General features: G+C 40.7%; 16 protein-coding genes. 12 read left to right on the top strand and 4 right to left on the bottom strand.

The annotated features are described in order from the left end of the window. Positions 1-230: 230 nt before the first annotated feature. Positions 231-731 carry a hypothetical protein gene (locus G6R11_RS11305; protein WP_163133177.1) on the bottom strand — a complete coding sequence of 167 codons (501 nt, stop codon included), beginning with the start codon at positions 729-731 and terminating at the stop codon, positions 231-233. Between the two features lie 411 nt (positions 732-1,142). Here G6R11_RS11305 and G6R11_RS11300 point away from each other — a divergent pair, with 411 nt between their 5' ends. After that, positions 1,143-1,988: a hypothetical protein gene (locus tag G6R11_RS11300; RefSeq protein WP_163133176.1), complete on the top strand. Its 846-nt coding sequence runs from the start codon at positions 1,143-1,145 to the stop codon at positions 1,986-1,988. Between the two features lie 110 nt (positions 1,989-2,098). On the opposite strand, the gene G6R11_RS11295 is transcribed toward G6R11_RS11300, so the two are convergent. Then, positions 2,099-2,662, bottom strand: coding sequence for a hypothetical protein (locus tag G6R11_RS11295; RefSeq protein ID WP_163133175.1), 564 nt, complete (start codon positions 2,660-2,662; stop codon positions 2,099-2,101). 265 nt (positions 2,663-2,927) lie between these two features. On the opposite strand from G6R11_RS11295, the gene G6R11_RS11290 reads away from it, so the two are divergent. From G6R11_RS11290 to G6R11_RS11240, 11 genes are all read left to right on the top strand, one after another. Further along, a complete protein-coding gene (locus G6R11_RS11290) occupies positions 2,928-4,637 on the top strand; it encodes a class I SAM-dependent methyltransferase (protein WP_163133174.1) in 1,710 nt (569 codons plus the stop codon). A gap of 209 nt (positions 4,638-4,846) precedes the next feature. Further along, complete coding sequence (locus G6R11_RS11285; protein ID WP_163133173.1) at positions 4,847-5,041, top strand: helix-turn-helix domain-containing protein; 195 nt, start codon at positions 4,847-4,849, stop codon at positions 5,039-5,041. Further along, positions 5,038-5,820 carry a hypothetical protein gene (locus G6R11_RS11280; RefSeq protein ID WP_163133172.1) on the top strand — a complete coding sequence of 261 codons (783 nt, stop codon included), beginning with the start codon at positions 5,038-5,040 and terminating at the stop codon, positions 5,818-5,820. Before G6R11_RS11285 ends, G6R11_RS11280 begins: the two co-directional genes overlap by 4 nt. Then, complete coding sequence (locus G6R11_RS11275; RefSeq protein ID WP_163133171.1) at positions 5,821-6,366, top strand: BREX protein BrxB domain-containing protein; 546 nt, start codon at positions 5,821-5,823, stop codon at positions 6,364-6,366. Between the two features lie 13 nt (positions 6,367-6,379). Beyond that, the gene (brxC, locus tag G6R11_RS11270; RefSeq protein ID WP_163133170.1) at positions 6,380-9,862 is read left to right on the top strand and encodes a BREX system P-loop protein BrxC; all 3,483 of its coding nucleotides are present in this window, start codon (positions 6,380-6,382) and stop codon (positions 9,860-9,862) included. A gap of 57 nt (positions 9,863-9,919) precedes the next feature. After that, the gene (locus G6R11_RS11265) at positions 9,920-13,360 is read left to right on the top strand and encodes an N-6 DNA methylase (RefSeq protein WP_163133169.1); all 3,441 of its coding nucleotides are present in this window, start codon (positions 9,920-9,922) and stop codon (positions 13,358-13,360) included. After that, entirely contained in the window at positions 13,357-14,460 is a 1,104-nt protein-coding gene (locus G6R11_RS11260; RefSeq protein WP_163133168.1) for an AAA family ATPase, read from the top strand. The genes G6R11_RS11265 and G6R11_RS11260 overlap by 4 nt, the downstream gene beginning before the upstream one ends. Beyond that, on the top strand, positions 14,457-15,134 hold the full coding sequence (locus G6R11_RS11255; RefSeq protein ID WP_163133167.1) for a DUF4276 family protein: 678 nt from the start codon (positions 14,457-14,459) through the stop codon (positions 15,132-15,134). Before G6R11_RS11260 ends, G6R11_RS11255 begins: the two co-directional genes overlap by 4 nt. Then, positions 15,135-17,201 (top strand): BREX-1 system phosphatase PglZ type B, encoded by a 2,067-nt coding sequence (gene pglZ, locus G6R11_RS11250; protein WP_163133166.1) that lies wholly within the window; start codon positions 15,135-15,137, stop codon positions 17,199-17,201. Positions 17,202-17,247: 46 nt separating this feature from the next. Continuing rightward, entirely contained in the window at positions 17,248-19,350 is a 2,103-nt protein-coding gene (locus G6R11_RS11245; RefSeq protein WP_163133165.1) for a RecQ family ATP-dependent DNA helicase, read from the top strand. An 18-nt stretch (positions 19,351-19,368) separates the two neighbouring features. Then, on the top strand, positions 19,369-20,934 hold the full coding sequence (locus G6R11_RS11240; RefSeq protein ID WP_163133164.1) for a DNA-processing protein DprA: 1,566 nt from the start codon (positions 19,369-19,371) through the stop codon (positions 20,932-20,934). Between the two features lie 101 nt (positions 20,935-21,035). Here G6R11_RS11240 and G6R11_RS11235 read toward each other — a convergent pair whose 3' ends face one another. After that, positions 21,036-22,895 carry a DEAD/DEAH box helicase family protein gene (locus G6R11_RS11235; RefSeq protein WP_163133163.1) on the bottom strand — a complete coding sequence of 620 codons (1,860 nt, stop codon included), beginning with the start codon at positions 22,893-22,895 and terminating at the stop codon, positions 21,036-21,038. A gap of 40 nt (positions 22,896-22,935) precedes the next feature. After that, a complete protein-coding gene (locus G6R11_RS11230) occupies positions 22,936-24,933 on the bottom strand; it encodes a DEAD/DEAH box helicase family protein (RefSeq protein WP_163133162.1) in 1,998 nt (665 codons plus the stop codon). Positions 24,934-25,009 lie beyond the last annotated feature (76 nt).

Genomic DNA, 25,009 nt, shown 5'->3' with positions numbered 1-25,009 from the left:
GTGCTAATCAAGGTGAAGAGCTTTTTAAAAGACGGCTCCTATTAGCACCATTTTATTCGGAAACACTCGTTACCTTAGTCATTATAGGATTCGCCAAACGTTAAGATATCTGTAACTAATGGCCTTTATTCTAAAGACAAAAGTCTGCTTAATTTAGCTACTAGAATGATTACTAAGAGTTGCTTAAGAGTGCGTATGTGGGATGTGGGGCATCCATTGCCCTTCGATTCCTAAAGCGCATCACCGCCAAAACTATTCCAAGAATCATTAAACCCTTTAGCCGTTATAGATACAGGAACAGACCAGATTTGTATTGTTACTGAATTATGCTGCCTAAATTGCTTTAGTACATAATCAATACCAGCATCATTTAAAGGTGTCATTGATAGGTATGAACCCTCACCATCAGGCTCTTCAATACAACTCTTAGCAAACTGAACGTTAGTGCCGTTAATATTCAGTACAGTGCGTTTATCGTCTTCAGAGTCTTTGCATATTGTCTTAATAATTTCTTTCTCAAATGAGGCCACAGCTTGCTCGATATAAAGTCGCTGTTTACCGTCTCTACCACTTCCTACATTTACACTTACTACAAGTAAATCATCACCTTTCTTTAGTCCGACTGAAGCAGAGTTATGCTCCCACTGTTCAGAACTAAATTCAGGCTTCCAATCACCAGCATCAACAGAAGTTGATACAAGAAGCAACATGCTTAACAACAGTTTTTTCATTTATTCTCCCTTTAGGTTTTATTTATCTCAGCAGGAGTTTATCAATTGAGTCAAAAGGCAGTTCCATACAAGATCAATATTTGTGTGACCAATGAATCGATTCCCCTGTTCGATCTCGTAAGGCCTAGTATCTCTAAATAATTACGATGGCGAAGCTGCGTCTCATCGGATCATTTTCTTCCTATTACTGACCATTATCACTAAAACACAATTGGACAAAAATGAGCTAGAGAGATTTGCCAGTCTTGGCCAAGTTTCGAAATGAGAAACATAGAAAGTTAGTCAGATTTAATAATTTACTTAAGCTGCGTACTGAATGGAGTGAAGACAAGATGTCTACAACTCGACTGAACGATAAAACCTGCTAGGGTTAATTATTTATATTGATAATAAAGTAAATAGGATGGAGTTATGAAAGTATTATGGCCACTTGGTTTATGTGTAGCGCTTATCGGTTGTGGTACAACACCGATGACCTTAGAGCAAGCTGAAAATAGGCTGTATGGTGGCGAAGTTGCCGACCAAGAGTTTAAAGAAAGGCAACAATACAAAGTGCTCGCGGATCCAATGTTGGTTTACCTTAAGCCTGGCGTTGAAAAAAGCACTACCGTTAAAAATCGCTCCAAACTTACGGAGGTCGTCACTGTTTCTGCTCTTCTTTCTGGAAGCTTAAGTGCAGCAGGCAATATATTCTCGGCTAATTTACTCACTAAAGAACTCACTAAAGAACTCACTAAAGAACTCACTAAAACTGAACGAAACTATTTCCATATCCAATACAACAATATGTGGAGTGGTGAAGTGCAGCTGGGTTCCTTCAATACTGAATCGATAGGTAATGACGAGCTGCAGCTTGAGCAAGATTTTGATGCGGCATTAGCAAAGTTTAAGGCTATTACACAAGTAACAAATCAGCTATGTTCAATTATGGGGTATAACGATAAAGACCAGTTTTCTCGGGCAAAAGGTTTGCTTTATAAGAAAGGGGCAATTAGACAACATTTTTATGTTTGTAGCGATTATAACGTACAAGTTCAAACTCTGATTTCTACAGAGCAAAACATAGCATCCTATTCAAACCTTAAATTTATGGGCCCTGATATCGACAACCCTTACTTAACTGAAGTGTTTGAAGCCACTGAACCATATATTGATAGAAACAGTGTGTCGGCTCATTCATGCTTGCGCTGCGGTAACCTAGTTTTTGTTAAAACGAATAACGGAGAAAAGCAGTATCCGTTATTCAAAATGGAGTAGCTTTACACCGGCTTAAAGTAATAAGGCCATCTCTACAGAGCTTATGCAGAGGTGGCCTCATATAGACGATAAATCACCCCATACCGAAAAGAGCCCTAGGCTAAATAGTACTAGTCTTTAACCAACACTAGGTGCAATGGCAGGTCGGTAGTCTCTGGAAAGTGGTCACTTGGTAATACGGTCACTGGCTCTAAATACACTTGGCTGACTAAATGTGTTGCTTTAACTTGCATGGTGTCTAGCTCAAATTCAACGAGATGCATATCTGAAGAGTCCGAATCCGTATCGTAAGCGAAATATGCTTTTTGATGATTTACCACCTGCACAAACTCCCCAGCTTTAACATGCCTCGAAGCTAAGTTTGCTACTGCAGGGGTGTAGCGTTTTGGTGTTAAAAAGAAACTGGCGCAAACAAGGTTACTAACAAAGCGTTTTGGCAATTTTTTTGTACCGATTAGGTACTGAAACATTGCTTCTGAGACTGCATTTAACTCAGCTTCTGGCTTGGCAATAAATTCAAATTGCTCATCAGTAAGAATGGATTTGTTAAGATCTGATTCAATCTCTTCACCATTAGCTGTTATCGCAAGAGAGCTCGAGTCTGTGATAGTGAACTCATAAGGTTTGAGGTGATTCGTTTTAGGAAATGGCGAAACATTTGAGGCGAATGTCATTGGTAACTCCGTTGCTAAAGCCCAGCCTTAATTGACTATAGCAAGGGCTTAGAAAAAAGAAATAGGCGAATTTTACTAATATTTTTCTAATTCAACCATGATTTAAAATGTGCTGGCGCAGTTATAAATAATGTTGGTTTTATTGTGTTCTAGGTAATGGTTTGTGGCGAGTTTAAGCAGTAATCAGCTTCTTTATTAGTTGGCTATCGTCATATGCAATCGAGCCGTATATGATGAATAAACAAAGATATACAGTACCGATATTATGAATTTAACCTCTACTTTTTACAGACAAAATGCTAGTGAACTAGCTAAACAATATAACGCTCTTGATTTTGAGTCAGTACACGAATCTTGGAAGTTGTATTGGCCACAATCAGGGGCGAATGTTCTAGATATTGGTGCTGGCTCGGGGCGTGATGCCAAGTGGATGAATGAGCAAGGCTGTGAGGTTATAGCAGTAGAGCCAAGTGATGCTTTACGCCAAATAGGGCAGAAGGTTACAGGTCCAGAAGTCACTTGGCTTAAAGACTCATTGCCTGCTCTTAAAAGCGCACATAGCCTAGGAATACGTTTTGACTTAATACTTGTCAGTGCCGTGTGGATGCATCTAGCCCCATCTATACGAGTGAGATCATTTCGTAAACTTTCTAACTTGTTGTCACCGAATGGAAAGCTAGTTATTAGTTTACGACATGGAGAGTTTACCGATGGACGCCAAAGTTATTTGGTGTCGGTTGAAGAGGTAGAGAAGCTTTCAAAAGACCACGCTTTGCAGGTTCAATTAGTATCAAATAGTGAAGATAACCTTCAACGGACGGAAGTAACTTGGCAGACAGTCGTGCTGAGTTTACCTGATGATGGCTCTGGTAAACTCAATACTGTTCGTAGAATCATCGTGAATGACAGTAAGTCAGCCACTTATAAGCTTGCTCTGTTAAGAACTTTACTTCGTATTGCTGACGCTCATCCCGGTGCTGTTTTAGATCGTAGTGATGGCAAAGTCGCTATTTCAGCAGGTTTAGTCGCATTATATTGGGTGCGCCAGTTCAAACGCCTTATAGATGTTGATATTGAAGGGACTGGAATCCAGCAAAACTCTAATTCAACGAAAGGATTGGGTTTTGTGAAAGATGATGGTTGGAATATGCTAAAACACCTCTCTGCTGATGACTTTTCTATCGGTGCCCTTTATGTTGGAGAAGAAGCTAAGGCTATACAAAAGCTCCTCTCACAAACCTTAAGCACAGTGAAAGCGGGACCCGTAAAGTTTATTTATCAAGGAGATAAAGAAAATAGATTATTTGAGATTCATTCTGCGCCGCAGCGTAGAAAAACTTCAAACTCCATCATTTTAGATAGTGAGTTCTTTAATGGGGTCGGCCAATTTATTCTAGATGAAAAGCTGTGGGATTGTTTTAGGGTTTACCACTCATGGATAGAACCTTTAGTAGTAAATCAATGGATTAAAGAAATGCAGCGTTTTGAACTAAATCGAAATCGATGCATAACCCTACAAACGTACCATGACTGTCTTGTGTGGATTGATTCATCTCGTGATACACGGGACGTTCGCAAGCGTGTGGAGGAACTACGAACAAAGGGGATGGTTGTCCATAGCGCCTGGAGTAATTCGGTATTAAAGAACCAGTACGATGTGGACCACTGCCTACCTTTTGCTTACTGGCCAAATAATGATAAATGGAACCTATTGCCGGCTACATCAAACGAGAACCGAAGCAAAAGCGATCGTGTACCAAAAGCGAAGCGGCTGTTTGACTCTAAAGAGCGAATATTGGAATGGTGGCAGATAGCGTGGGGGCAAGACCCTCTGCATCAGAAACGCTTTTTCACCGAAGCAACATTCTCTTTACCTGACGTGTCTGAAACGTGCCAAGATTTTGAGGAAGTTTTTGAAGCGATGGGCTTGCAAATAAAGGGAGTTAGGAGCCGCTTGTTAGTCTCTGAATGGTAGAAGTGAAGTGTTACACACTGGGCCTTGTGTGACAATGTAATGCGCTGAAGGACTAATGATCAAAATGCCTAATGATTATTTCACTCTAGATTAATGTGTACAAAGAATCGGCGTATCGTCCCACAACCCCTTTTATATCATTGTCGACTCCTCAATTTTCCCATATTCTCTCAACTAGCTATAAAATACACAGTAGAGATTATAAGCTGATGGTTGATCAAATCCTAACCCTTAAAGAAGTTGCTGCTTATTTAAAGTTGGCCGAGAAAACCGCATATAGACTTGCCAGTGAAGGAAAACTACCTGGATTTAAGGTCGGCGGAAGCTGGCGCTTTAAGCGTGAAGACTTAGAAGCATGGATAGACAGCAATAAAGTTGTTGTGGACAAAGGCACATCAAAATGACCAACGAACAACAACTAACAGAATTTGGTTTTAAATTTGGTAAAAATGGTGCCCATTCTGCAAGAAGTATGATGATTGAAGAGCTTAAAGAACTTCTCTTTTCAAGAGATGAAAGTGCAAGCAAGCAAGATTATGAAAACGATATTATCAACTTCAATATTTTGCATAAGCCAACTGAAAAGTCTCGCACCTTAACTTTTAGACATCTTGTTGATTTATACGGTATGTCTATGGATATCCCATTGTTTAACGTATTTCGCCAATGGTGGGAACTATCAGAAGATGCACAGCCTATCTTAGCGTTACAGCTTGCAGTTGCTCGTGATCCAATTCTCAGAAATTCAGCTAGCGTCATTCTACCGCTTCAGCTTGGTGAACATTTACCTCGTGAAATAGTAGAGCAACACTTGGCTAAAGATGATCCAGAACGCTTTAGCGCAGCATCATTAAAGTCTTTCGCACAAAATATTAACGGCACCTGGACACAAGCAAGTTACCTAGAAGGTAAAGCGAAAAAATATCGTTCACAACCTAAAGCTACTTATGTAAACCTGGCCTATGCATTGTTTTTAGCGCACTGCCATGGCTTATCTGGGCAACGTATGTTCGACAGTTTTTGGTGCCAAATGTTATCGCAAGATAAAGAGCATTTGTTTGAGCTAGCGCACCGAGCATCTTTAAGAGGTTTAATAAACTTCAAACAAGTTAGTGAAGTGATAGAAGTCACCTTTCCAAACATAGAGTTACCTACAGTGAGCCAGTCAAAGGAGCAAGCTTAAATGTCGGATAGATTATCTAAATTACTGCAAAGCTTTGACAGCCATATCAGCATTCCATGGCCTAAAGCTGTGTCTGCTGACGAGCGCACTATTTTTGTTGTTTACAACAAAGAAGATGAATTAAAACTTCGAGCCAGAATTGGCGAATTTGAAGCCAGTTCTACCCAAAGTGGACATCCTTGGCTACAACTTGATCTTACTCATAGCTTTGAAAACTGGATGGAAGAGCAAGACTATAAAGAAACTTACTTCGAAGACCCTGAATACCTCAAAGGGCTTTATGAAGACTTTTCAGATGAGCTTATCGAAAACTTAAAGTCTCAATTTGTAGAAAAACAAGATGAAAATGGTGTTATTGCCTTACTCGGCTGCGGAGCATTATTTGGCTTTGCATCCGTATCTGGCTTAGTTGAAGGAATAGCTAAAGAGGTAAAAGGCCGATTAGTCGTTTTCTTCCCAGGTGAACATCAAAACAACAATTACAAACTTTTAGATGCTAAGGATGGGTGGGGATACCACGCAACTGCCATCACAGCAATGTCATAAGGTAAATAATAAAATGCTAAACCGCGAAATTTACTTAAACGATCCACTTACTAGCCGCCTTGCCAACAATGGTGTTGCCCAAGTAAAAGATGACTTATCTAAGGCAGCACTTGAAACTTTAGAATATGAATTAAGAACCTTTGTCTGTGATGGTGCTTATGCCGCAGGCATGGAAAAAATACTTGATGCCTATCTGCAAAATGTAAAAAACGATGGTGAGCAACCAGGCGTTTGGATCAGTGGTTTCTTTGGCTCTGGTAAATCGCATTTAGCAAAAATGCTGCGTACCCTATGGACTAACCAAAAACTCAATGATGGTCGCAACGCTCGCGACGTTGTTGTCGATATGCCTAGTCATATTGCCGCCCAGTTTGATGAGCTTTCTACACTTGCATCTCAACACCAAGGCTTACATGCAGCCTCTGGTACTTTAGGCGCAGGTGCAGGCGAACAAGTGCGTTTAGCATTCTTAGGTATAATTTTTAAATCAGCAGGTTTGCCTGAACAATACCATTTAGCCCGTTTTGTTATGTGGCTAAAAGAAGGAGGTGTGTTAGAGCAAGTACAAACCTACATTACTGAAAATGCGAAAGCGAAAGAAGGTCGTGACCCTTGGGCACATGAATTAAAGAATCTTCACGTTTCTCCAGTTATGGGCAATGCCTTACTTCAAGCACTACCAGGCTTTGCCAGTGATGTAAAAGAAGTGCGCGACATGCTACGTGCGCAATACAAAATTGTTGACGACGTAACCAATGATGAAATGGTTACCGCAATCATGGATACATTAGCGGTTAATGGTGAATTGCCGTTAACGTTAGTGGTGCTTGATGAAGTACAACAATACATTGGTGACGATGTTAAGAAAGCCTTTGATGTACAAGAAGTAGTTGAAACTTGTAGTGGTAATGGCCGTTTAAATTCTAAGTTACTCTTTGTAGCTACTGGCCAAAGTGCTTTATCAGGCATGGCTAACTTAAACCGCTTAATGGGGCGTTTCCAAGTGCCCGTGCAACTTGAAGATACCGATGTTGATTCAGTCATCCGTAAAGTCATTCTGCAAAAGAAAGAAACAGCTCGCCCTCAAATCCAAAACGTTATTGATAACGAGCTAGGAGAAATTTCACGTCATTTACGTGGCAGTATTATCGAGCACAACAAAGATGATGAAAAATGGATGGTAGCAGATTACCCGCTATTGCCCGTGCGTCGTCGTTTTTGGGAGCGTGTACTACCAGCATTAGACAAAACAGGTACGGGTTCACAATTAAGAAACCAGCTACGTGTCGTACACGAAGCAACTAAAGTAACTGCCGAGCAACCTTTAGGTTACGTTGTACCTGCTGATTATATTTACGACCAAATCGCCACAAAATTGCTTAACAGCGGTGTCATTGGTAAAGATATTTACGAGACTATTAGCCGCTTAAAAGGTGGTGATAACGACCAAAAATTACAAGCGCGTATTCTTGCACTGATTTTACTCATTAGTAAATTACCGACAGATATCGAATACGGCATCGCTGCAACAGCTGATACTATTTCAGATCTATTGCTAGAGAACCTACTTGAAGGCAAACACGAGCTACGTGCCATAGTACCTAAATTATTAATTCAACTCGTTGATGATGGTTTGGTAATGCCAATGCAAACATCAGCAGGCGAAGAATACCGTTTACAAACAGTTGAAAGCCAACAATGGTACGACATGTACCGACAGCAAGAAAGTGAGCTAAAAAGCAACCCACAACGCTTAGAAGTATTCCGCTCACAAGAAATCCAGCAGTATGTTCGCAAACAAGTCGCACAAGCCAGAATCACCCAAGGTAGTGTTGCCGAACCTCGTATGATCAACTTAGAGTTTGGCAGTGAGTTACCAAACGATGCTGATAAAAAGCTCTATGCCTGGGCACCAGAAGTACCTGAAAAACAATTTAATGATCTTGCCCGTGGTGCAAATCCAGACACTGCAACTATTTATATTTATGTGCCTACCACACAGCGCGACGAATTGCGTAAAGCCATTGTTGAATTAAAAGCCGCAGAAACTACCATTGATGTTCGTGGTACAGCCAAAACCGATGCGGGTAAGGAAGCTTACGCGGCTATGGAATATCGCTTTAAAGAAGCTGACCGAGCTAAAAAAGCGATATTAAAAGACATCTTTGACCAAATCCAAGTAAAACTAGCAGGTGGTCAAGAGGTTGAAGGTGAATCGCTAGCTGAGCAAATTCAAAATGCAGGTGTACTAGCGTGCCAGCGTTTATTCAGTAAATTTAAAATGGCTGACAACAAAGGTTGGGCAAAAGTATTCCAACGCGCCAGTACACAAGCAGATGCTAATGCACTTGAAGCCATTGAACATAATGATGAAGCTGACAAGCACCCAGTGTGTGCTGAAGTAAAACGTTTTATTGGTGTGATGAAAACAGGCCGTGAAATTATCGAAAACTTTAAGGATGCACCTTACGGTTGGGGTAAAGACACGATTGAAGGTGCGCTATTTGCCATGTTAGCGGCAGGCGTATTAAAAGCTTCTGACGGACAAGAAAAAGCGGTAGATGCTAAGAGCCTTGATAGGTCATCAGTGACGCAAACTAAATTCCGTCCTGAAAATGTCACGCTGTCTAAAGTCCAAATTATTAAAGTGCGCGGCTTAATTAACGCATTATTACCAGAAGGACAAAATTGCAACATAGGTGAAGAGCAAAGCAAACTACCATCAGCCATAACTAACGCTAAACAAGTAGCGCGTAGTGCAGGTGGTGAAGCACCATTACCATTAGCGCCAAGTACCAGTGTACTTACCAACCTCGAAATGTATTCAGGTAACGATCAATTACAACAAGCCTTTGATGCTAAAGACGACATTCAAAGCCAGTTCACGCAATGGCAAGACCAAGCAGATCGAGTTAAAGCAAGAACAAGCCAATGGTCAGAGCTAAAAACTGCCATGCGTTACTGTAAAGACTTAGCTATTCATGCCAATTTAACACAGCAAATGGACTCAATCGTTGAAAGCCGAAGCTTACTGGTTGAGCCAAATCCTGTAACGCCGCTACTTCAACAAGCAGAGTCTGCGCTGCGCGATGCAATTACTGCCAAACTAGCTGAATACGAACAAGAGTTTAATACCTGCCATCGCGACCTTACCGATGATGCTAATTGGTTAAAGCTAGATGACGCTAAAAAACAAGCGTTATTATCCAAACGTAGCCTTTCAACTATACCAAGTGTTGATTTATCGTCAGCCGCCGCAGTTTACGATGCACTTGAAGAAACCAGCTTTGAGCAATGGAGTGATCGTATTTCAGCATTGCCAGGTCGTTTTGATGCTGCACTTAAAGATGCAATTAGTGAGCTAACACCAAAAGCTAAACATTGTCGCTTAAACAAACCTGTAATTGAATCAGAGCAAGATTTACAAAAATGGTTATCAGAAATTGAAGCACAAATACGTGCTGAGCTTGGCAATGGCCCAGTAGTACCAAGTTAGAGCAAACTAGAACCAAATTAGTAGCTAGTTAGAGCCAAGCTCGAAGGAATAAAGAATATGAGAACACCATTAGATAAAGCTTTACGTGGCAAGCTAGAAAAAACAGTAGAAAAAGCCCGTGACATCGTTGAAATTGCAGTAACAGAAGCACTCACTCGTTTAGGTATTAGCGATGGCAGTGCACCAAGTTATTTATCAGACGAAGACCGTAAACTAAGAACACGTTTACGTGCCCACGGTCGTCAATTAGGTGATGTTTTAAATCGCGACTCTGGCAAACAAGAAACTGAGTTACTGATTAATGAAATGGCATACGAGCATTGGCATCGTATGCTATTTGCTCGCTTTTTAGAGCAAAATGACTTGTTAATGTATGACCAAAATACCCACGTTACCTTAGATGAATGTTTTGAGTTAGCTGAGGATGGTGATCCTTTAGGTGATGGCACGGATGTAAAAGATGGCTGGGAATTAGCTGGGCAATTAGCGCAAAAAATGCTACCGCAAATTTTCCGTGCTGACTCACCAGTGTTTGAAGTAAAACTCTCTATTAACCATGTTAATGCATTAGAAGAACTCATTGCAGCCCTTGATAAAGCCACTTTTCAAGCGTCCGATGCTTTAGGTTGGTGTTATCAATTTTGGCAAAATAAAAAGAAAAAACAGGTTAACGAGTCTGGTGTAAAAATTGGTGCTAAAGAACTAAGCCCGGTTACTCAATTATTTACCGAACCCTATATGGTTAGCTTTTTGCTCGACAACGCTTTAGGTGCTTGGTGGGCAAAACGACGCTTATCAACAGATGATTTACTAACCGCCACTAGTGAACAAGAACTGCGAGAAATCGCTGCTATTCCAGGTGTTCCATTAGAGTACCTTCGTTTTGTTCAAAATGAAGAGACATGTGCCCACAGCGGAGAGAAGGTAAAGAGTTGGTCTAATGCCGCAGGCGATTTTGAGAAATGGCCTGAAGACTTAAGTGAACTCAAAACACTCGACCCGTGTTGTGGTTCAGGTCACTTTTTAGTTGCTAAATTTTTAATGTTAGTGCCAATGCGCATGCAGCTAGAGGCATTAACCGCTAAACAAGCGATTGATAAAGTTATCGCTGAAAATATTCATGGTCTAGAACTAGACCAACGTTGTGTTGAATTGGCTGCTTTTGCTTTAGCACTTGAAGCATGGCGCTATCCTGGTGCTGGTGGTTACCGTCAGTTACCTGAGTTACAGCTCGCTTGTTCTGGCATGTCGATTGCTGAAGCGCAAAAAGAATGGAAAGAATTAGCTAAAGCCGATGAAGAACTGCAAGATGCAATTAAGTGGATGCAGGAAACATTTAAAGATGCTCCAACTTTAGGGAGTTTAATAGATCCTACCAGGGCTAATGATCTAAAAAACAATCCCTGGAACTATTTGCAATCGAGATCCAACTATGAAGTTAAATTAGAAGGTGAATCGTCTATAAAAGCCAAGGGATTGATAAAGGCTGCGAACATAATGTCGACTAACTTTGAATGGGTTGTTACAAATGTTCCATATTTAGCAAGGGGAAAACAATCAGATGTACTTAGAGTCTTTTGTGAAAAACACTACTTTCAATCTAAAGGGGACTTATCTACAACATTTCTCGAAAGGTGTATTGAATATACAAAAATAACAAATGGTTATTCAAGTATTGTACTACCGCAGAACTTTTTGTTTTTACCTACTTATGAGGGGTTTAGAGTCCAACTTTTAGAAAGGAATAGTATTAAACTTGTTTCCAGGTTAGGAGCCAAAAGCTTTCAAACTCCAATGTGGGATTTTAATGTTCAATTGTTAACAATTGGCTCTGCCCCTGGAAATGAAGAAAGTACCATATCAGACGTGAACGTTTCGAATGAGAAAGACGCTAATGGTAAAGAAGAATATTTAAATAAAGCACAAATCCGTTTATCTAAACAACTTGAACAATTAAAAAATAGAAATGCAATTATTAAGGCAACCACTGGAGGGGAAAATCGTATTCTTGATGAAATAGCATCTTCAAGACAAGGTATATCTCCAGCAGATACATTAAGATTTAGCAAAAAATTCTGGGAATTTGATAAGAAAACTTCACCCTGGACTTTTTGGCAAGGCACGTCAAAAGAGAAAGAAACTTATTCAGGTAGAGATACTTTATTAAATTACGGTAAAGATCTACTAGATGCAATTGAAGATGGCCGTGCCTACGTTAGGGGAGAAGCAGCTCTTGGCAAAAAAGGAGTTGCTATAAATCCTACAGGAACATTAACCGCTTCCTTGTATGATGGGCAATGCTTTGATGATAATGTACAAATTATAATACCTGCGGATTCTAGCCAATTACCTGAAATTTGGGCTTACTGTTCTTCAGAATTTTACAATGATGATGTCAGAGAAATTGATCAGGCTCTTAAAGTCAGAGGCGCCTTAGTTAAAGTTGAGTTTGATTCAAAAAAATGGAGTAAGGTTGCTGACAAATTGTATCCACAAGGGTTACCAAGCCCATTCACTAACACTGCTTCACAATGGATCTTTCACGGTCATCCTTGTGCATCAGTAATCTGGAATGAAGAAACAAAAACCACTGCAATTAGTGACACACGACAAGATGACACCGTGCTGCAAGTTGCTGTTGCTCGCTTATTAGGTTATCGCTGGCCAGCAGAGCTTGATGCTGAAATGGAATTAGCACCAGAAATGCGTGAAGTGATAGCTCAAAACAAAGTCTTTGATGACTTGGTAGATGATGATGGCATTGTTTGTATTCCAGCAATCCGAGGTGAAAAACCTGCGGTTGATAGGTTAGAAGCGATATTACATGCCGCATATGGTGAACAGTGGTCTGCTACTGTACTCAATAACTTATTAAAGTCCGTTAAGTCTCGCGACTTAAACTTATGGCTACGTGATAAATTCTTTGAGCAACACTCAAAGTTATTCCAACATCGCCCATTTATTTGGCAAATATGGGATGGATTACCTGATGGCTTCACGGCATTGGTAAATTATCACACGCTGGATTACAAAGGCTTAGAACGTTTAATTTACACTTACCTTGATGATTGGATTAGCACTCAAATTCAACAAGAAAAAGATGGTGACGAAGGCGCTGAACTAAGATTAACCGCTGCAAGAAACTTAAGAGAGCAACTAGAAGCAATTCTTGTTGGTGAAAGTAACGGTAAAGAAGGTCTTGATATCTTTGTACGTTGGAAGTCATTAGCCGAACAACCAATCGGCTGGAACCCAGACCTAAACGATGGCGTACGCCTAAACATCCGCCCATTTATGCAAGCCAAAGACGTCGGCAAAAAAGAAGCAGGCATACTGCGCTCAAAACCAAACATTCATTGGAAAAAAGACCGAGGTACCGACGTGCCTTCAGCCCCATGGTTTGATCTTGGCCTAAAATATGGCGGCAAACAAGGCGACCGTGTCAACGATCACCACCTAACACTAGCTGAGAAGAAGCAAGCGAGAGATTTGTTATGAGTAAAATAAAGTGGCTAACTATTAAAGGTTATAAGTCTATTCGTAACCTTGAACAGTTTAAATTGCACAACCTGAATGTACTAATAGGCGCAAACGGGGTAGGTAAAAGTAATTTTGTGGGCTACTTTAAAATGCTCCATGAGCAGGTGGAAGGTCGTTTACAATTATGGACAAGTAAACAAGGTGGAGCCGATCGAATACTCAGTTACGGTATTAAAGAAACTCCAGCTTTATTATCTGCAATACGTTTTGGGGATAACGGCTACGCGGCTGAATTGGTTCCAACTGCCAACTCAGGTTTTACTTTTAATATGGAGCAGCTTTATTTTGATGGCCCTCTTTATGGAGTGACTAGGCCGAGCCTTGGCGCAGGCCATACGGAATCTAACCTAAAGTCAGAAATTAAAGGCGGAAATTCCGCTAAAGTAGCAGGTTTTTGTTATTCAGCAATTTCAGAGTGGCGAGTTTTCCATTTTCACGATACCAGTGATACAGCGGCTATGAAAAGGCTGTGCTCAGTTCATGATAATGAATATTTGCGAACGGATGCATCTAATTTAGCTGCTTATTTATATAAACTATCTAAAGAAAATAAGGATGTTTACAGTCAAATACAAAAAACAGTACGTTTGGCTGTACCATTTTTTGATGATTTTGTATTAAAACCAACACAACTTGAATCAGGTGAAGAGCAAATTAGATTATTGTGGCAACAAGCTGATAGTGATTATGCATTATGGCCAAGCCAATTGTCAGATGGTTCTATACGCTTTATATGTTTAGTAACAGCCTTAATGCAACCTAATCCTCCGTCTACAATTATTATTGATGAACCAGAGTTAGGTCTCCATCCTTACGCACTTACTTTATTAGGAGCGTTATTGCGCTCTGCTTCAGAGCGTATGCAAGTTATTGTTTCAACACAATCGGTTCCTTTACTTAATGAATTTGAATTAAGAGATATTATTGTAGTAGAGAGAGAAAAAGGTGAATCCGTTTTTAAAAGATTAAAACAGGATGATTTTAAGTTATGGCTGGAAGATTATTCTGTTGGTGAACTTTGGGAGAAAAACATCTTAGGTGGGAGGCCATCTAAATGATTAGAGTTCATGTTATTTGTGAAGGACAAACAGAGGAAGCATTTGTAAAAGAGCTTTTAGTTGAGCCTTTCTTAGCTCAAGGTATTATATTGTTGCCAGCTTTAATTGGTAAACCTGGACATAAAGGGGGGAATTTTAAATTTGACCGTTTACTTCCAGAGGTCAAAAATCGGTTGCTTGGAGATGCAGAATGTTATTGTACTACATTCTTTGATTTCTATGGCCTACCAGAGACCTTCCCTGGTAAATCGACTACAAATCACAATGATACTATTCAACAAAAATCACAAAAAGTTAATGAAGAATTAGTGAGTAAATTAACTCGCAAGCTTGGTCAAGATGCAATGAGACGTTTTATTCCCTTTATTCAAATGTATGAATTTGAAGGGTTATTATTTAGTGAACCCGAGAAAATGGCATTAGGAATGGGTCGCGAAGACTTAGTTGGAAATTTCCAACAAATCGCTGATAACTTTGAATCACCAGAGCATATAAACAATAGCCCTCAAACGGCTCCTAGCAAGAGAATACTTAATTTGATTAGAGGATATGAGAAGCCTTTGATGGGAGCTTTAGCTGCGTTAGAAGTTGGTTTGGATTCAATGCGTGATAACTGCGAATTATTTGATCAATGGCTTTCTAATATAGAAGCTATCGCAGGAGATAGTAATTAAATGCAATTAATTGATTACTTAGCTTCGCAGTTACGAAGCTCAGCAAACTATAATTCGGCAGTGCAAATAGCGCCTGCTGCTATTTTATGGACTGATATTGAGCGTCAGTGGCAATCCGCAATGCCTTCTATTAAGCAGTACTTACCTGAGTTAGTTGAGTTAGGTGAATATAATCCTGACGAAAGAACTGGTCCCGCTATTTGGATTAAATGTGCTATTGCAGGTGTATTAGAAGATCTTGAATTGCCAGAGGGCAAAACGCCTATCATTTATTTACCTGGCGTTGGACGCAAAGATTTACGAGCAATAGAACAATGCCCTGATGAATTGAGGCCGCTTGCTGAGCTTCAGTATCGTGGTTGCTGGTGGGCTTATAATACTGCTGGTAGAGATTGGTCAGTTGGATCTTTTTTAACTAACCCAAGAGTAGGTTTAGAGCTTGATGTAGCCAAAGACAAAAAGACTCAAGCAGCGATATTAAAAATATTACCTGATCTATTAGAAACACCAGATGAGTCATTAAGAGGTAAAAAGCTAGAAGCTCAAGATTTCATCAATATTGTCATGGATGATCCCGCAAAAGATATTCTAGGTTGGTTAAATAACCCTGAAGATAAACAAGCTTTATGGGAAGACAGTAAGTGGCCTATTTTCAAACAAACGTGTTCGGATAACTTTGGCTTTGATCCTGACTTATGCCTAGGGAACACTGATATCGAGTCAGTGTTATTTAGCTTGTGTGAATCAGAAGGTGAATGGCAGGCAGTGTGGCAGCGATTTGAAGATACGGCGCATAACTTACCTTTATTAGTTGAAAAGCTGAAATCAGTTCAACCTGTTGGATTAGCCTTTAATGCCAGCCACTTTTTATGTGAAAACTTAAAAGATGAAAATGAGATTGCTGATAAGTTAGAAGGTTTTGCAGGGCAAGATGTAACTGTTATTAAAAAACAGATAATAGAAGTTTTTGAACAACAAGCAGATAGAAAATCATGGTTATGGTATGGCCTTGAGTTATCTCCTTGGTTAACAATTCTAGAGCAATTAGCTTTAGTGGTTGAACATACTGATATTGCTTTTACTGGCCCTTCAGTAGAAGTAATGGCTAATACCTATAAAGAGCGTTTTTGGCAAGCCGATGCCGCTGCTATTAATGCTATGGCGGTTGCCAAAGATATAAACCAACAACAAATTGTGGCTGATATTTTAGCGGTAATTTATACCCCGTGGTTAGAACAAGTCACATTAAACTTTCAAAATCTGGTTAGGGCGGAAGGTTATCCCGGTAAGCCTGGGAAATCTGATGAAGTTAATGAGTCAACCGCGCAATATGATGTCGGCAGTCAGGTTGTTTTCTTTGTTGATGGTTTACGTTTCGATACCGCAAAAGCATTACAACAAAAGTTAGATAAGCTTTCAGTTAGCACGGCTTTAAAAACTAATTGGTGTGCATTACCTTCATTAACCGCTACCGCAAAAGCGGCTGTAACCCCTGTTGCTGACTTACTCATTGGTGCGCAAGAAAATGATAACTTTACGCCAATGGTTGCTACTTCTGGTTCAGAGTTTAGCTCTTACCATTTGAAAAAATCATTAGATGCGAAAAGTTGGCAATATTTAGATGGTTTAGAAACAGGTAAACCTACAGGTAACGCCTGGGTGCAAACAGGCGATTTAGATAATATGGGGCATAAGCAACAAATGAAGATGCCACTGAATATTGATGCTGTATTGGAAGATGTTGTTGCTCGAGTTGATGGATTATTAAAAGCTGGCTGGAAGAATATCCGTATTGTTACTGATCATGGCTGGTTATGGGTGCCAAACAAATTAGCTGAAGCCAGCATTTCCAAAAATATGGTGAAAAAGCGTTTAGCTCGTTGTGCAATATTAAAAGATAATGTTGATACTTCTGAGTTAAAAGTGCCGTGGCATTGGAATGAAAATGTCTCTGTAGCAATGGCTCCAGGTATATCAGGCTATGTTGCTGGCGACTACTACAACCATGGTGGCTTGAGCTTGCAAGAGTGTTTGACGCCTGTGCTTAGTATAAAGTCCACCAATTAATCAGATAAACGTTAATGTCGCCAAAACATAATGAAGTAGGGTCGTAATGAAAGAGCAAGCATTAGTTTACCTTCGTGAAATGACTGGCAGTCAAGTGGCTACCTTTCACGATGATCAATGGGAAGCCATCCAAGGGTTAGTTGAGCATCAAAATCAGATGTTGGTGGTTCAAAGAACTGGTTGGGGTAAAAGTGCTGTCTACTTTATCGCTACTAAGCTCCGTCGCTCCCAGGGTTATGGACCTACTATCATTATTTCTCCTCTACTGTCGCTTATTCGTAACCAGATAGATAGTGCCGCGAAACTAGGGTTAAACGTAGTTTCCTATAACTCATCTATGGATAAGGACGAGAAAGCTGCGGCTGAGCGTAGCATTTTAGCAGGGAGAGTCGATGCAGTTATTATTGCTCCAGAGCAATTGGCTTCCGTAGGCTTTGGTGAAAATATACTGCCACAAATTAGTAGTAATATTGGTTTGTTTGTCGTGGATGAAGCGCATTGTATTTCTGATTGGGGGCATGATTTCAGACCTGATTATAGTCGGATTGTACGGGTGCTTAAAAACATGCCCAGCAACATGCCTGTATTAGCTACAACTGCCACCGCAAATAACCGTGTAGTCGACGATATAGTTTACCAACTTGGTGAACGCTTAGTTTCTTTACGTGGGCCTTTAACACGTGAGAGCCTGCGCTTACATACTTTAGCCATCAGCAATCGTTCAGAGCGTTTAGCTTGGCTGGTGGAGCATCTTCCCGAAATAGAGGGAACGGGTATTGTTTATGTTAAAACAACCAAAGATGCTGCAATTGTATCAGGCTTTTTACAGCAATACGGCATTTCAGCTTTAGCCTATCATAGCCAAATTAATGATGACTCGGAAAAGTTACGGCTTGAGCAAGCGCTCATAAATAACGATGTCAAATGTTTGGTTGCTACTTCAGCTTTAGGGATGGGTTTTGATAAACCAGATTTAAGCTTTGTCATTCACTATCAAGCCCCTGGAAATGTAGTTGAATACTATCAGCAAGTTGGCCGTGCAGGTCGTGGTATCGACAGTGCTATTGGGGTCATGATGTTGGGCGAGGAAGATGCGCAAATTCAGAGCTATTTTATTGAAAATGCTTTTCCTAAAGAACATCAAATAAACCAAATATTGCAAGTGATTGAAGAGACTGATGGTTGTAGGCTTTCTGATTTTGAGCCTAAAGTGAACTTTTCAGCAAGTACAGTAAAAAAGATTATTAAATTTTTAAGGATTGAGCATCCTTCTCCTATTCTGAAGGATGAGTCCACTTACTACCGAACCCAATTCGATTATGAACTGCCTCACGAAAAGATTGAGCGACTGAATAGCATAAAGCTACAAGAGTGGGATAGGCTAAATGATTACCATCAGTCATCTGGTTGTTTAATGAAGTTCTTATCTACTGAATTGGATGATGCTAATCCTCAGTCCTGTGGGAAGTGCGCCAATTGTTTGCCTGATTCTAGATTATCAGAACAGGTAAGACATGACTTAGTTATCAAGGCCAATGATTTTCTGCGTAGTCGATATATAGCGATTAAACCTAAAGCAACTTTTGCGGCATCTGGAGCAAATGCTAGATTAGCGTTTCCTAACTATGAATTTCCTTATAGTGCAAAAAACAACAACTTGGATCTGGAAGCGGGAGTAGCTCTTTCTTCATGGAAAGATGGTGGCTGGGGAGATTTGGTTGCTTCGGGTAAAAAACAGAATCATTTCAGTGATGAATTAGTCGCACCAATAGTGAAAATGATTAACTCTCTTGAGTATGAAGAGAGGCCTGGGTGGGTTGCTTACGTTCCATCGCCAAGGCATCCGACATTGGTGCCAGACTTTGCAAGAAAAGTAGCTGAAAAACTAGGGGTTCCCTGTATGGATGCCTTGTATATTGCAGAAGAAAGACCTCCACAAAAGACGATGGAAAATCGGTTTTATCAAGCTAAAAATCTAGATGGTGCCTTTGGAGTTGACACTGGTAAAATATACAGTGATTCGGTATGGTTGATTGATGATGCCTTCGATTCTGGTTGGACATTTACAGTTGCGGGAGCGCTGTTAAAAAAGGCTGGTGTGACAAAAGTGATACCCATTGCGCTAACTACCACTAGTAAAAATCAATAAGTGAGCATAGAGCTAAATATGATAACCGAAAATACCAAGGCCATTTTATTATTAACCAGTTTATTTAGTAGTAAAGAAGCGAAAGTATGTAAGCCTCTCAGTATAAATGAGTATGGTTACTTCGCTTGTTGGTTGCATCAAAATGGTTATCATCCGGAATCATTATTAGATGCTACAAGGCTAACTGAAATATGGATGAAGTGGGAGCTGCCACTAAGCCATGCTAAAGCCAAAAAAATGGTTAACTTTTCTAGGCTAGATGACACTATTGATGCAATCTATGATGGTCGGATTAGTGCGTTACTCAACCGTGGTGCTAGTTTAAGCTTAGCGTTAGAAAAATGGCAAAGTGCAGGTATCTGGATTTTGGACAGGAGCCATTCACATTACCCTAAAGCCTTTAGGGGGCAGCTAAAACATCAAAGCCCTGCTATTTTGTTTGGTGTGGGAAATTCCGAGCTATTGCTTAATCGTTCAATTGGTTTTGTTGGCTCACGTGACTGTGATAGCCAAGATGAACAAGCTACCGCTAATTATGTCGCCAAGTTCAGCCAGCATGGTTATCAAGTGGTTTCAGGTGGGGCCAAAGGTGTAGACTCTCATGCAATGGAGCAGTCCTTAAAAGCTGATAACAATGCTATTGGGGTTATGTCTGATAGCTTGTTTAAAAACAGTGCTGTGGGACAATGGCGTCAATATTTAAAGTCTGGTCAACTGGTATTAATTAGCCCATTTTACCCAGAAAGTCGTTTTACTCCAGCCAATGCAATGGCACGCAATAAATATATCTATCTGCTTTCTCAAGCAACCATGGTGATCACGTCGGCAGAAAAAGGGGGGACTTGGTCTGGGGCAAAAGAAAACTTATATAAAGGTTGGGTGCCTCTTCTTGTATCAGCCCATAAATCACCTCTGCAAAAGGGAAATCATGGATTGCTTTCAGGAGAGGGGCTTCCCAAAGGTTACTCGCTAGGTCACAAAGTTACCCCTGAAGCTTCGTTTGAGAGCATGATTGATATTGTTAAAGCATTTATTAACCCCCTACAGGTATCTACAGAAGTTGAGAGCCAACAAAGCCAATTGGGTGGGATTGGTGGTAGTGGCCAAGATACTTTGTTTTCGCCGGATCTGTTTACTGAGCAAAATACACAATCAACTCAGAAAGCGCGAATAGAGAATCAAGCAGAGTTGAGTGAAACAACGCTTACGATAGTAGAGCTTACAGAGTCTGATGAAAAAGAGAGCGAGGTACAGCTTTCTACTGCTATAGATGATGGAAGCCAAGATGCAGTTGAGTTTAGTGGCCTAGAGCAAGACACAATATCAGTAAATGCCTCGATCGAATCTGAAACACCCGACTCATCCAATTTAACTATGCCGTTATTAGACTACTTTTATAAGCAACTGAAGATTTTGCTGACCCAAAACAGTAATCAACCCATCACTCAAAGTGAAATTGCCGAACAATACCCTGAGTTCTCTATTATGGGAAAAACGTCATTGGCTAAATGGTTAGCCCATTTAGTCTCAGAGCAAAAACTGATACGTCCCGGGAGAGCCAAAAGTTATCAGCTGCCTGATTAATTCAGGTAGTTTTACTGTTCAATTATGAACGATGAGAGTTATTGAAAAATTTGCTCGTCATGTAACCAGGCTAAGGCGATTACACCACGTAATCGCTGCGATTAAAAAACACTATTGTGTCGAACTCGAGTCGCTTGAACATCTAGACTTGCTTTGGTCGTTTCATCAGTCAGTTCTTTCGAGAACTTGCCTCGCTGGTAAATAACAATAATGGTGTTGTCGTCTTCTACGTTAAGCAGAGAGCTGAGTTCTTCTATATCATCAAAATCTAACGAACGTTTAAACGCATCCATTTGGCCAGAAAGGTTGTAAGTACTAAAAATACTGGCCATCACCTTCTTGTCTTCGGTTTTTTCCCCTCCGCCAGGGTTAACTATTTGGTTGAAAGATATTTGGTCACCAGAGTTTAGTTTAGAGGTAAAGTCTAAGGTTTTAGCCTTAGCGCAGCTTTGAGTGCCATCATCGTATGTCGCACCGTTTACCCATTGTGCTTTGATCCAGTTTTGATGCTCGCCACGGAGTGCTCTGTTCTTTTTCCTGTATGGTCCATCATCACTAAGAAGCTCTTGGCGAATGTGGCTAATAGCCTTGAGTAACATTTCATCCTCGGTAAAGGAGGAGAAATCAAAGCCAGGTTCATCAAGCTTACCAGGAACAGCCACGTAACCTTTTGTTAGATAAACTTTGTTATCAGCAAGCTTCTTAGTAACTTTAGTCTCAGTTGTAGGGGCAATCGTGGTACCGCGATCAAAGCCTCTGACATCATAGCGGGAGCATATTTGATCAAATATGTGGTGAAGACCTTCAAATTCGTTGCTGTTGTTATTGGCTTCTAGATGATCGAGAAGCTCTCCGTAGGCTCGAACAGCATCAAGGTTTGTGTAGTGTTTTGCAGCGAGGTTGTGATGATAGCCACATGCCCTACCTATATTCGCCTGAACAACTGCCGCAATATTGGCAATGGTACTATCCCAGGAGTTTATTAGTGTTTCCTTCATGTCTTGACCGAAGTTAACACCGGCTCTAAATCCCGCTACGGTGATCGCAATGAGCTTGTCATCAAACAATACAGCGGTTTCATAATCTCGCTTAAAGTCATCAATTGAGGACAGTTCATTGTCTTCGATACCGACCAGTTTTTGGCCGATGATATGGATTTGATGAGGTTTAATTCCATAAGAGAGTAAGGCATCTCTTGCAGTGTTAGCTTGACTACTTGGTACTCGAACTAGCGACCACCCTGGGCCCTCATGCTCTTTGAATTGACGCATGAAGCGGTTGCGTAGCAAAGAGTTTTCGCAAAAGTCCCGTGAGTTTTCATCCAGTTTAATTATTTGATTGTTACGGTGCATTTGCCTAATGCCATGGTACTCACCGCTGGTTTTATGAAATACTAAAGAAGTATTGAAGTTGTGTCGAAGAATCGAATCAGCTCCAGCAGCATAGAGGGCACTGAATGGGGTCGCCGAGATAAAGGCGACTTTACAGCCGGGATTTTCATGTTCTAAGTAATTGAAGATTTTCTCATAGCGAACGCTGTCCATATTGGATCCATAATGACACTCATCAATGATAATGAGTTTTGGAGTCAAATACTTAAAATCACTCTTAAGGACGATTTCGAAGTTAGTAAAATTACTTATAACTACATTTTTACTGGGCGCCAGATCGCGCTTAGCTTGATTTTGTAGCGCTATGTCCGCCATGGTGACCAAGTATAAAGTGTCTTTTAAGTACTTTCTTTCACCTATCCTGTCATCACGAAGAGACAATCTTTGTAGTCCAGAGAGGGCAAGCGCAATCCCAGACTTACCCGATTGCATTTCAGCGGCAATCACTACGGCCCTAGAGCCTGCTTTAAATTGCAAAAAAGCTTGATTCGCGGCATGGCGTTGATGCTCAAAAGTGTTCTGTGAAAGTGCGTTTTCAACAAGTTGACGGTGTTTATCAGCAGTATTCATAGTACTTCTCTACAATAGGGGCTTTCCCCTATGAGTTTGATTAAAAGTTAGAATCAGCTTTATCTGAAAAGTGGGATTCGTCGCTTAAATCACCGGACTTTTCGGGTAGCTCATTATGCTGTTTCTTAGCGATAGAGCGCTCGATGTCGTATTCTCCGCGCTTATATAGAACTAACATGGTGTCGTCATGCTCTATATCAAAGTGATCACACATGTGGTGAACATCTTCGATAGTCATGATCTTCTTTTCTACTTGACGACGTGAAATGTTGTAGACGCTAAAAATAGCAGCAGTGACTAGTTTATTTTCAGAAAGCTCCCCAGAGCCTGGAGCAACGACGCGGTTAAACTCTAGATACTCATTATTGTCTATCATTTGAGTATAGAGTTTTGTTTTGTCTTGTTGTGTGCCATCTGCACGAGCTTTTTCGGGGTTGTCGTAACTGTCACCGTTAATCCAGTGTGCTTTAATCCAGTTTTTAGTCTTGCCTCGCATAGCTCGGTTGCCTTTTACGCTAGGTGCCCCCTTAGCTGTGAACTCGTTTCGAACAATATCGATAGCTTGTAGAAGGTGTTTGTCTTTGGTGTAGCGACTAAAGTCGACGCGGTCTTGTAATAATTTTGCAGGTACGGCCACGTAACTGTGAGTTCGATAGGTCTCGACATCACCGATCGGACGGCGGCGTTTATACTTTATGGTGAGTCCTACATCCAACCCATTTACTTGGTACTCTTGACAAACATCTTCGAAAAATTCTTTGAGTCCATCAAAATCTGACGCTGCGTGATCGGAGCAGGTTTTTTCTAAATGGTCCAAGATAGCTGCGTAAGCTTCAGCTGCATTGAGGTTGGTATAGTGCATCGAAGCATTATTACCATGATAACCGCAAGCTCTACCAATATTGGCTTGCACAACAGCAGCAACACTAGCAACGGTGCTATCCCATGTCGAGATAAGGTTGTTTTTCATCATCGCACCAAAGTTAATGCCAGCTCTGGCACCCGCGACCGTAATGGCAATGAGTTTATCATCGAAGATCTTTGCATCATCGAACTCTCGCTTAAAGCGGTCTATGCTGCAATGTTCATCCTCTGGTACTCCGTTAAGCGAGTTTCCAAGTATATAAACAGCATTTTCATCTATCCCTTGAGCAATTAGTAACTCTTTTGCATCCATAGCAAAGCCCGCAGGAACCCGAACTAATGACCAACCCATACCTTCATGAGTTTTAAACTGCCGAATAAATTCTTCTCGCTCAGGAGAGCCAACGAGAAAGTTTTTGTTGTCTTGTTCCAGGCCTTTAACTTTCCCACTGTTGAGCATTTCACGAACGCCATAGTATTCATCGCTGGTCTTATGGAAAACTAAGCGTGTATTGAAATCGCGTCTTAGGATTGAATCTTTAAGTGCGTTATGGGCAGCTTTTTGTGCCTCAAGAATTAAAGCTCGGTCGTTCTCATCTTCTGCTTCTTGTTGAATATCAATCGCCTCTTGATATTCTGATTCCGCCCCATAGAGAGCACCAAAAGGCGTTGCTGAAATGAAGGCGACTTTGCAGCTATCGTTTTCTTGCTCAAGGTAATCAAAGATCTTGCTGTATCTCACCGCTGATACGTTTGACCCATAATGACACTCATCAATGATGATAAGCTTTGGTGGACTGCCTTTAAATTCATTTTCTAAAGCTTTTTCGAAATTGACGAAGTTGCTTACCACAACATTTTTAGCTAGTTTTAAGTCATCTTCAGCTTGTTCTTTAAGCGCGGTATCAGGCATGGTAACAAGGTACAGAGTATCTTTGAGCTGTTTACGATCGCAGATCTCAGTATCGCTTAAACTTAGACGTTGTATACAACAAAGAGCGAGAGCGATCCCTGATTTCCCAGCCTGCATTTCTGCAGCAGTAACCACAGCTCTTATATCATTTTTGAGTGCGTTAAAGGTTTTCGTGGCCGCATTAACCTGGTGAGTGTGGAGGTCATCACTATCGAGAACAGAATGTACCATTTGGCGAAGTTTTTGTGCTTTATCTGTCAATTTTATCTCTGCCGCGTATCAAAATAATCATAGTCGTATACTGTAAAGACTATCTAGCTATTCTGTTTTTAAAAGT

Origin of the sequence: Agarivorans sp. Alg241-V36 (assembly GCF_900537085.1) — a bacterium.
GTDB lineage: Bacteria > Pseudomonadota > Gammaproteobacteria > Enterobacterales > Celerinatantimonadaceae > Agarivorans.
The sequence above is the reverse complement of the archived record's forward strand: the minus strand, read 5'-3'. Positions and strand labels throughout refer to the sequence as shown.

Coding starts and splice junctions, on each gene's coding strand:
- G6R11_RS11305 (WP_163133177.1), bottom strand. CDS start 731: ATGAAAAAACTGTTGTTAAGCATGTTGCTTCTTGTATCAACTTCTGTT.
- G6R11_RS11300 (WP_163133176.1), top strand. CDS start 1,143: ATGAAAGTATTATGGCCACTTGGTTTATGTGTAGCGCTTATCGGTTGT.
- G6R11_RS11295 (WP_163133175.1), bottom strand. CDS start 2,662: ATGACATTCGCCTCAAATGTTTCGCCATTTCCTAAAACGAATCACCTC.
- G6R11_RS11290 (WP_163133174.1), top strand. CDS start 2,928: ATGAATTTAACCTCTACTTTTTACAGACAAAATGCTAGTGAACTAGCT.
- G6R11_RS11285 (WP_163133173.1), top strand. CDS start 4,847: ATGGTTGATCAAATCCTAACCCTTAAAGAAGTTGCTGCTTATTTAAAG.
- G6R11_RS11280 (WP_163133172.1), top strand. CDS start 5,038: ATGACCAACGAACAACAACTAACAGAATTTGGTTTTAAATTTGGTAAA.
- G6R11_RS11275 (WP_163133171.1), top strand. CDS start 5,821: ATGTCGGATAGATTATCTAAATTACTGCAAAGCTTTGACAGCCATATC.
- brxC (WP_163133170.1), top strand. CDS start 6,380: ATGCTAAACCGCGAAATTTACTTAAACGATCCACTTACTAGCCGCCTT.
- G6R11_RS11265 (WP_163133169.1), top strand. CDS start 9,920: ATGAGAACACCATTAGATAAAGCTTTACGTGGCAAGCTAGAAAAAACA.
- G6R11_RS11260 (WP_163133168.1), top strand. CDS start 13,357: ATGAGTAAAATAAAGTGGCTAACTATTAAAGGTTATAAGTCTATTCGT.
- G6R11_RS11255 (WP_163133167.1), top strand. CDS start 14,457: ATGATTAGAGTTCATGTTATTTGTGAAGGACAAACAGAGGAAGCATTT.
- pglZ (WP_163133166.1), top strand. CDS start 15,135: ATGCAATTAATTGATTACTTAGCTTCGCAGTTACGAAGCTCAGCAAAC.
- G6R11_RS11245 (WP_163133165.1), top strand. CDS start 17,248: ATGAAAGAGCAAGCATTAGTTTACCTTCGTGAAATGACTGGCAGTCAA.
- G6R11_RS11240 (WP_163133164.1), top strand. CDS start 19,369: ATGATAACCGAAAATACCAAGGCCATTTTATTATTAACCAGTTTATTT.
- G6R11_RS11235 (WP_163133163.1), bottom strand. CDS start 22,895: ATGAATACTGCTGATAAACACCGTCAACTTGTTGAAAACGCACTTTCA.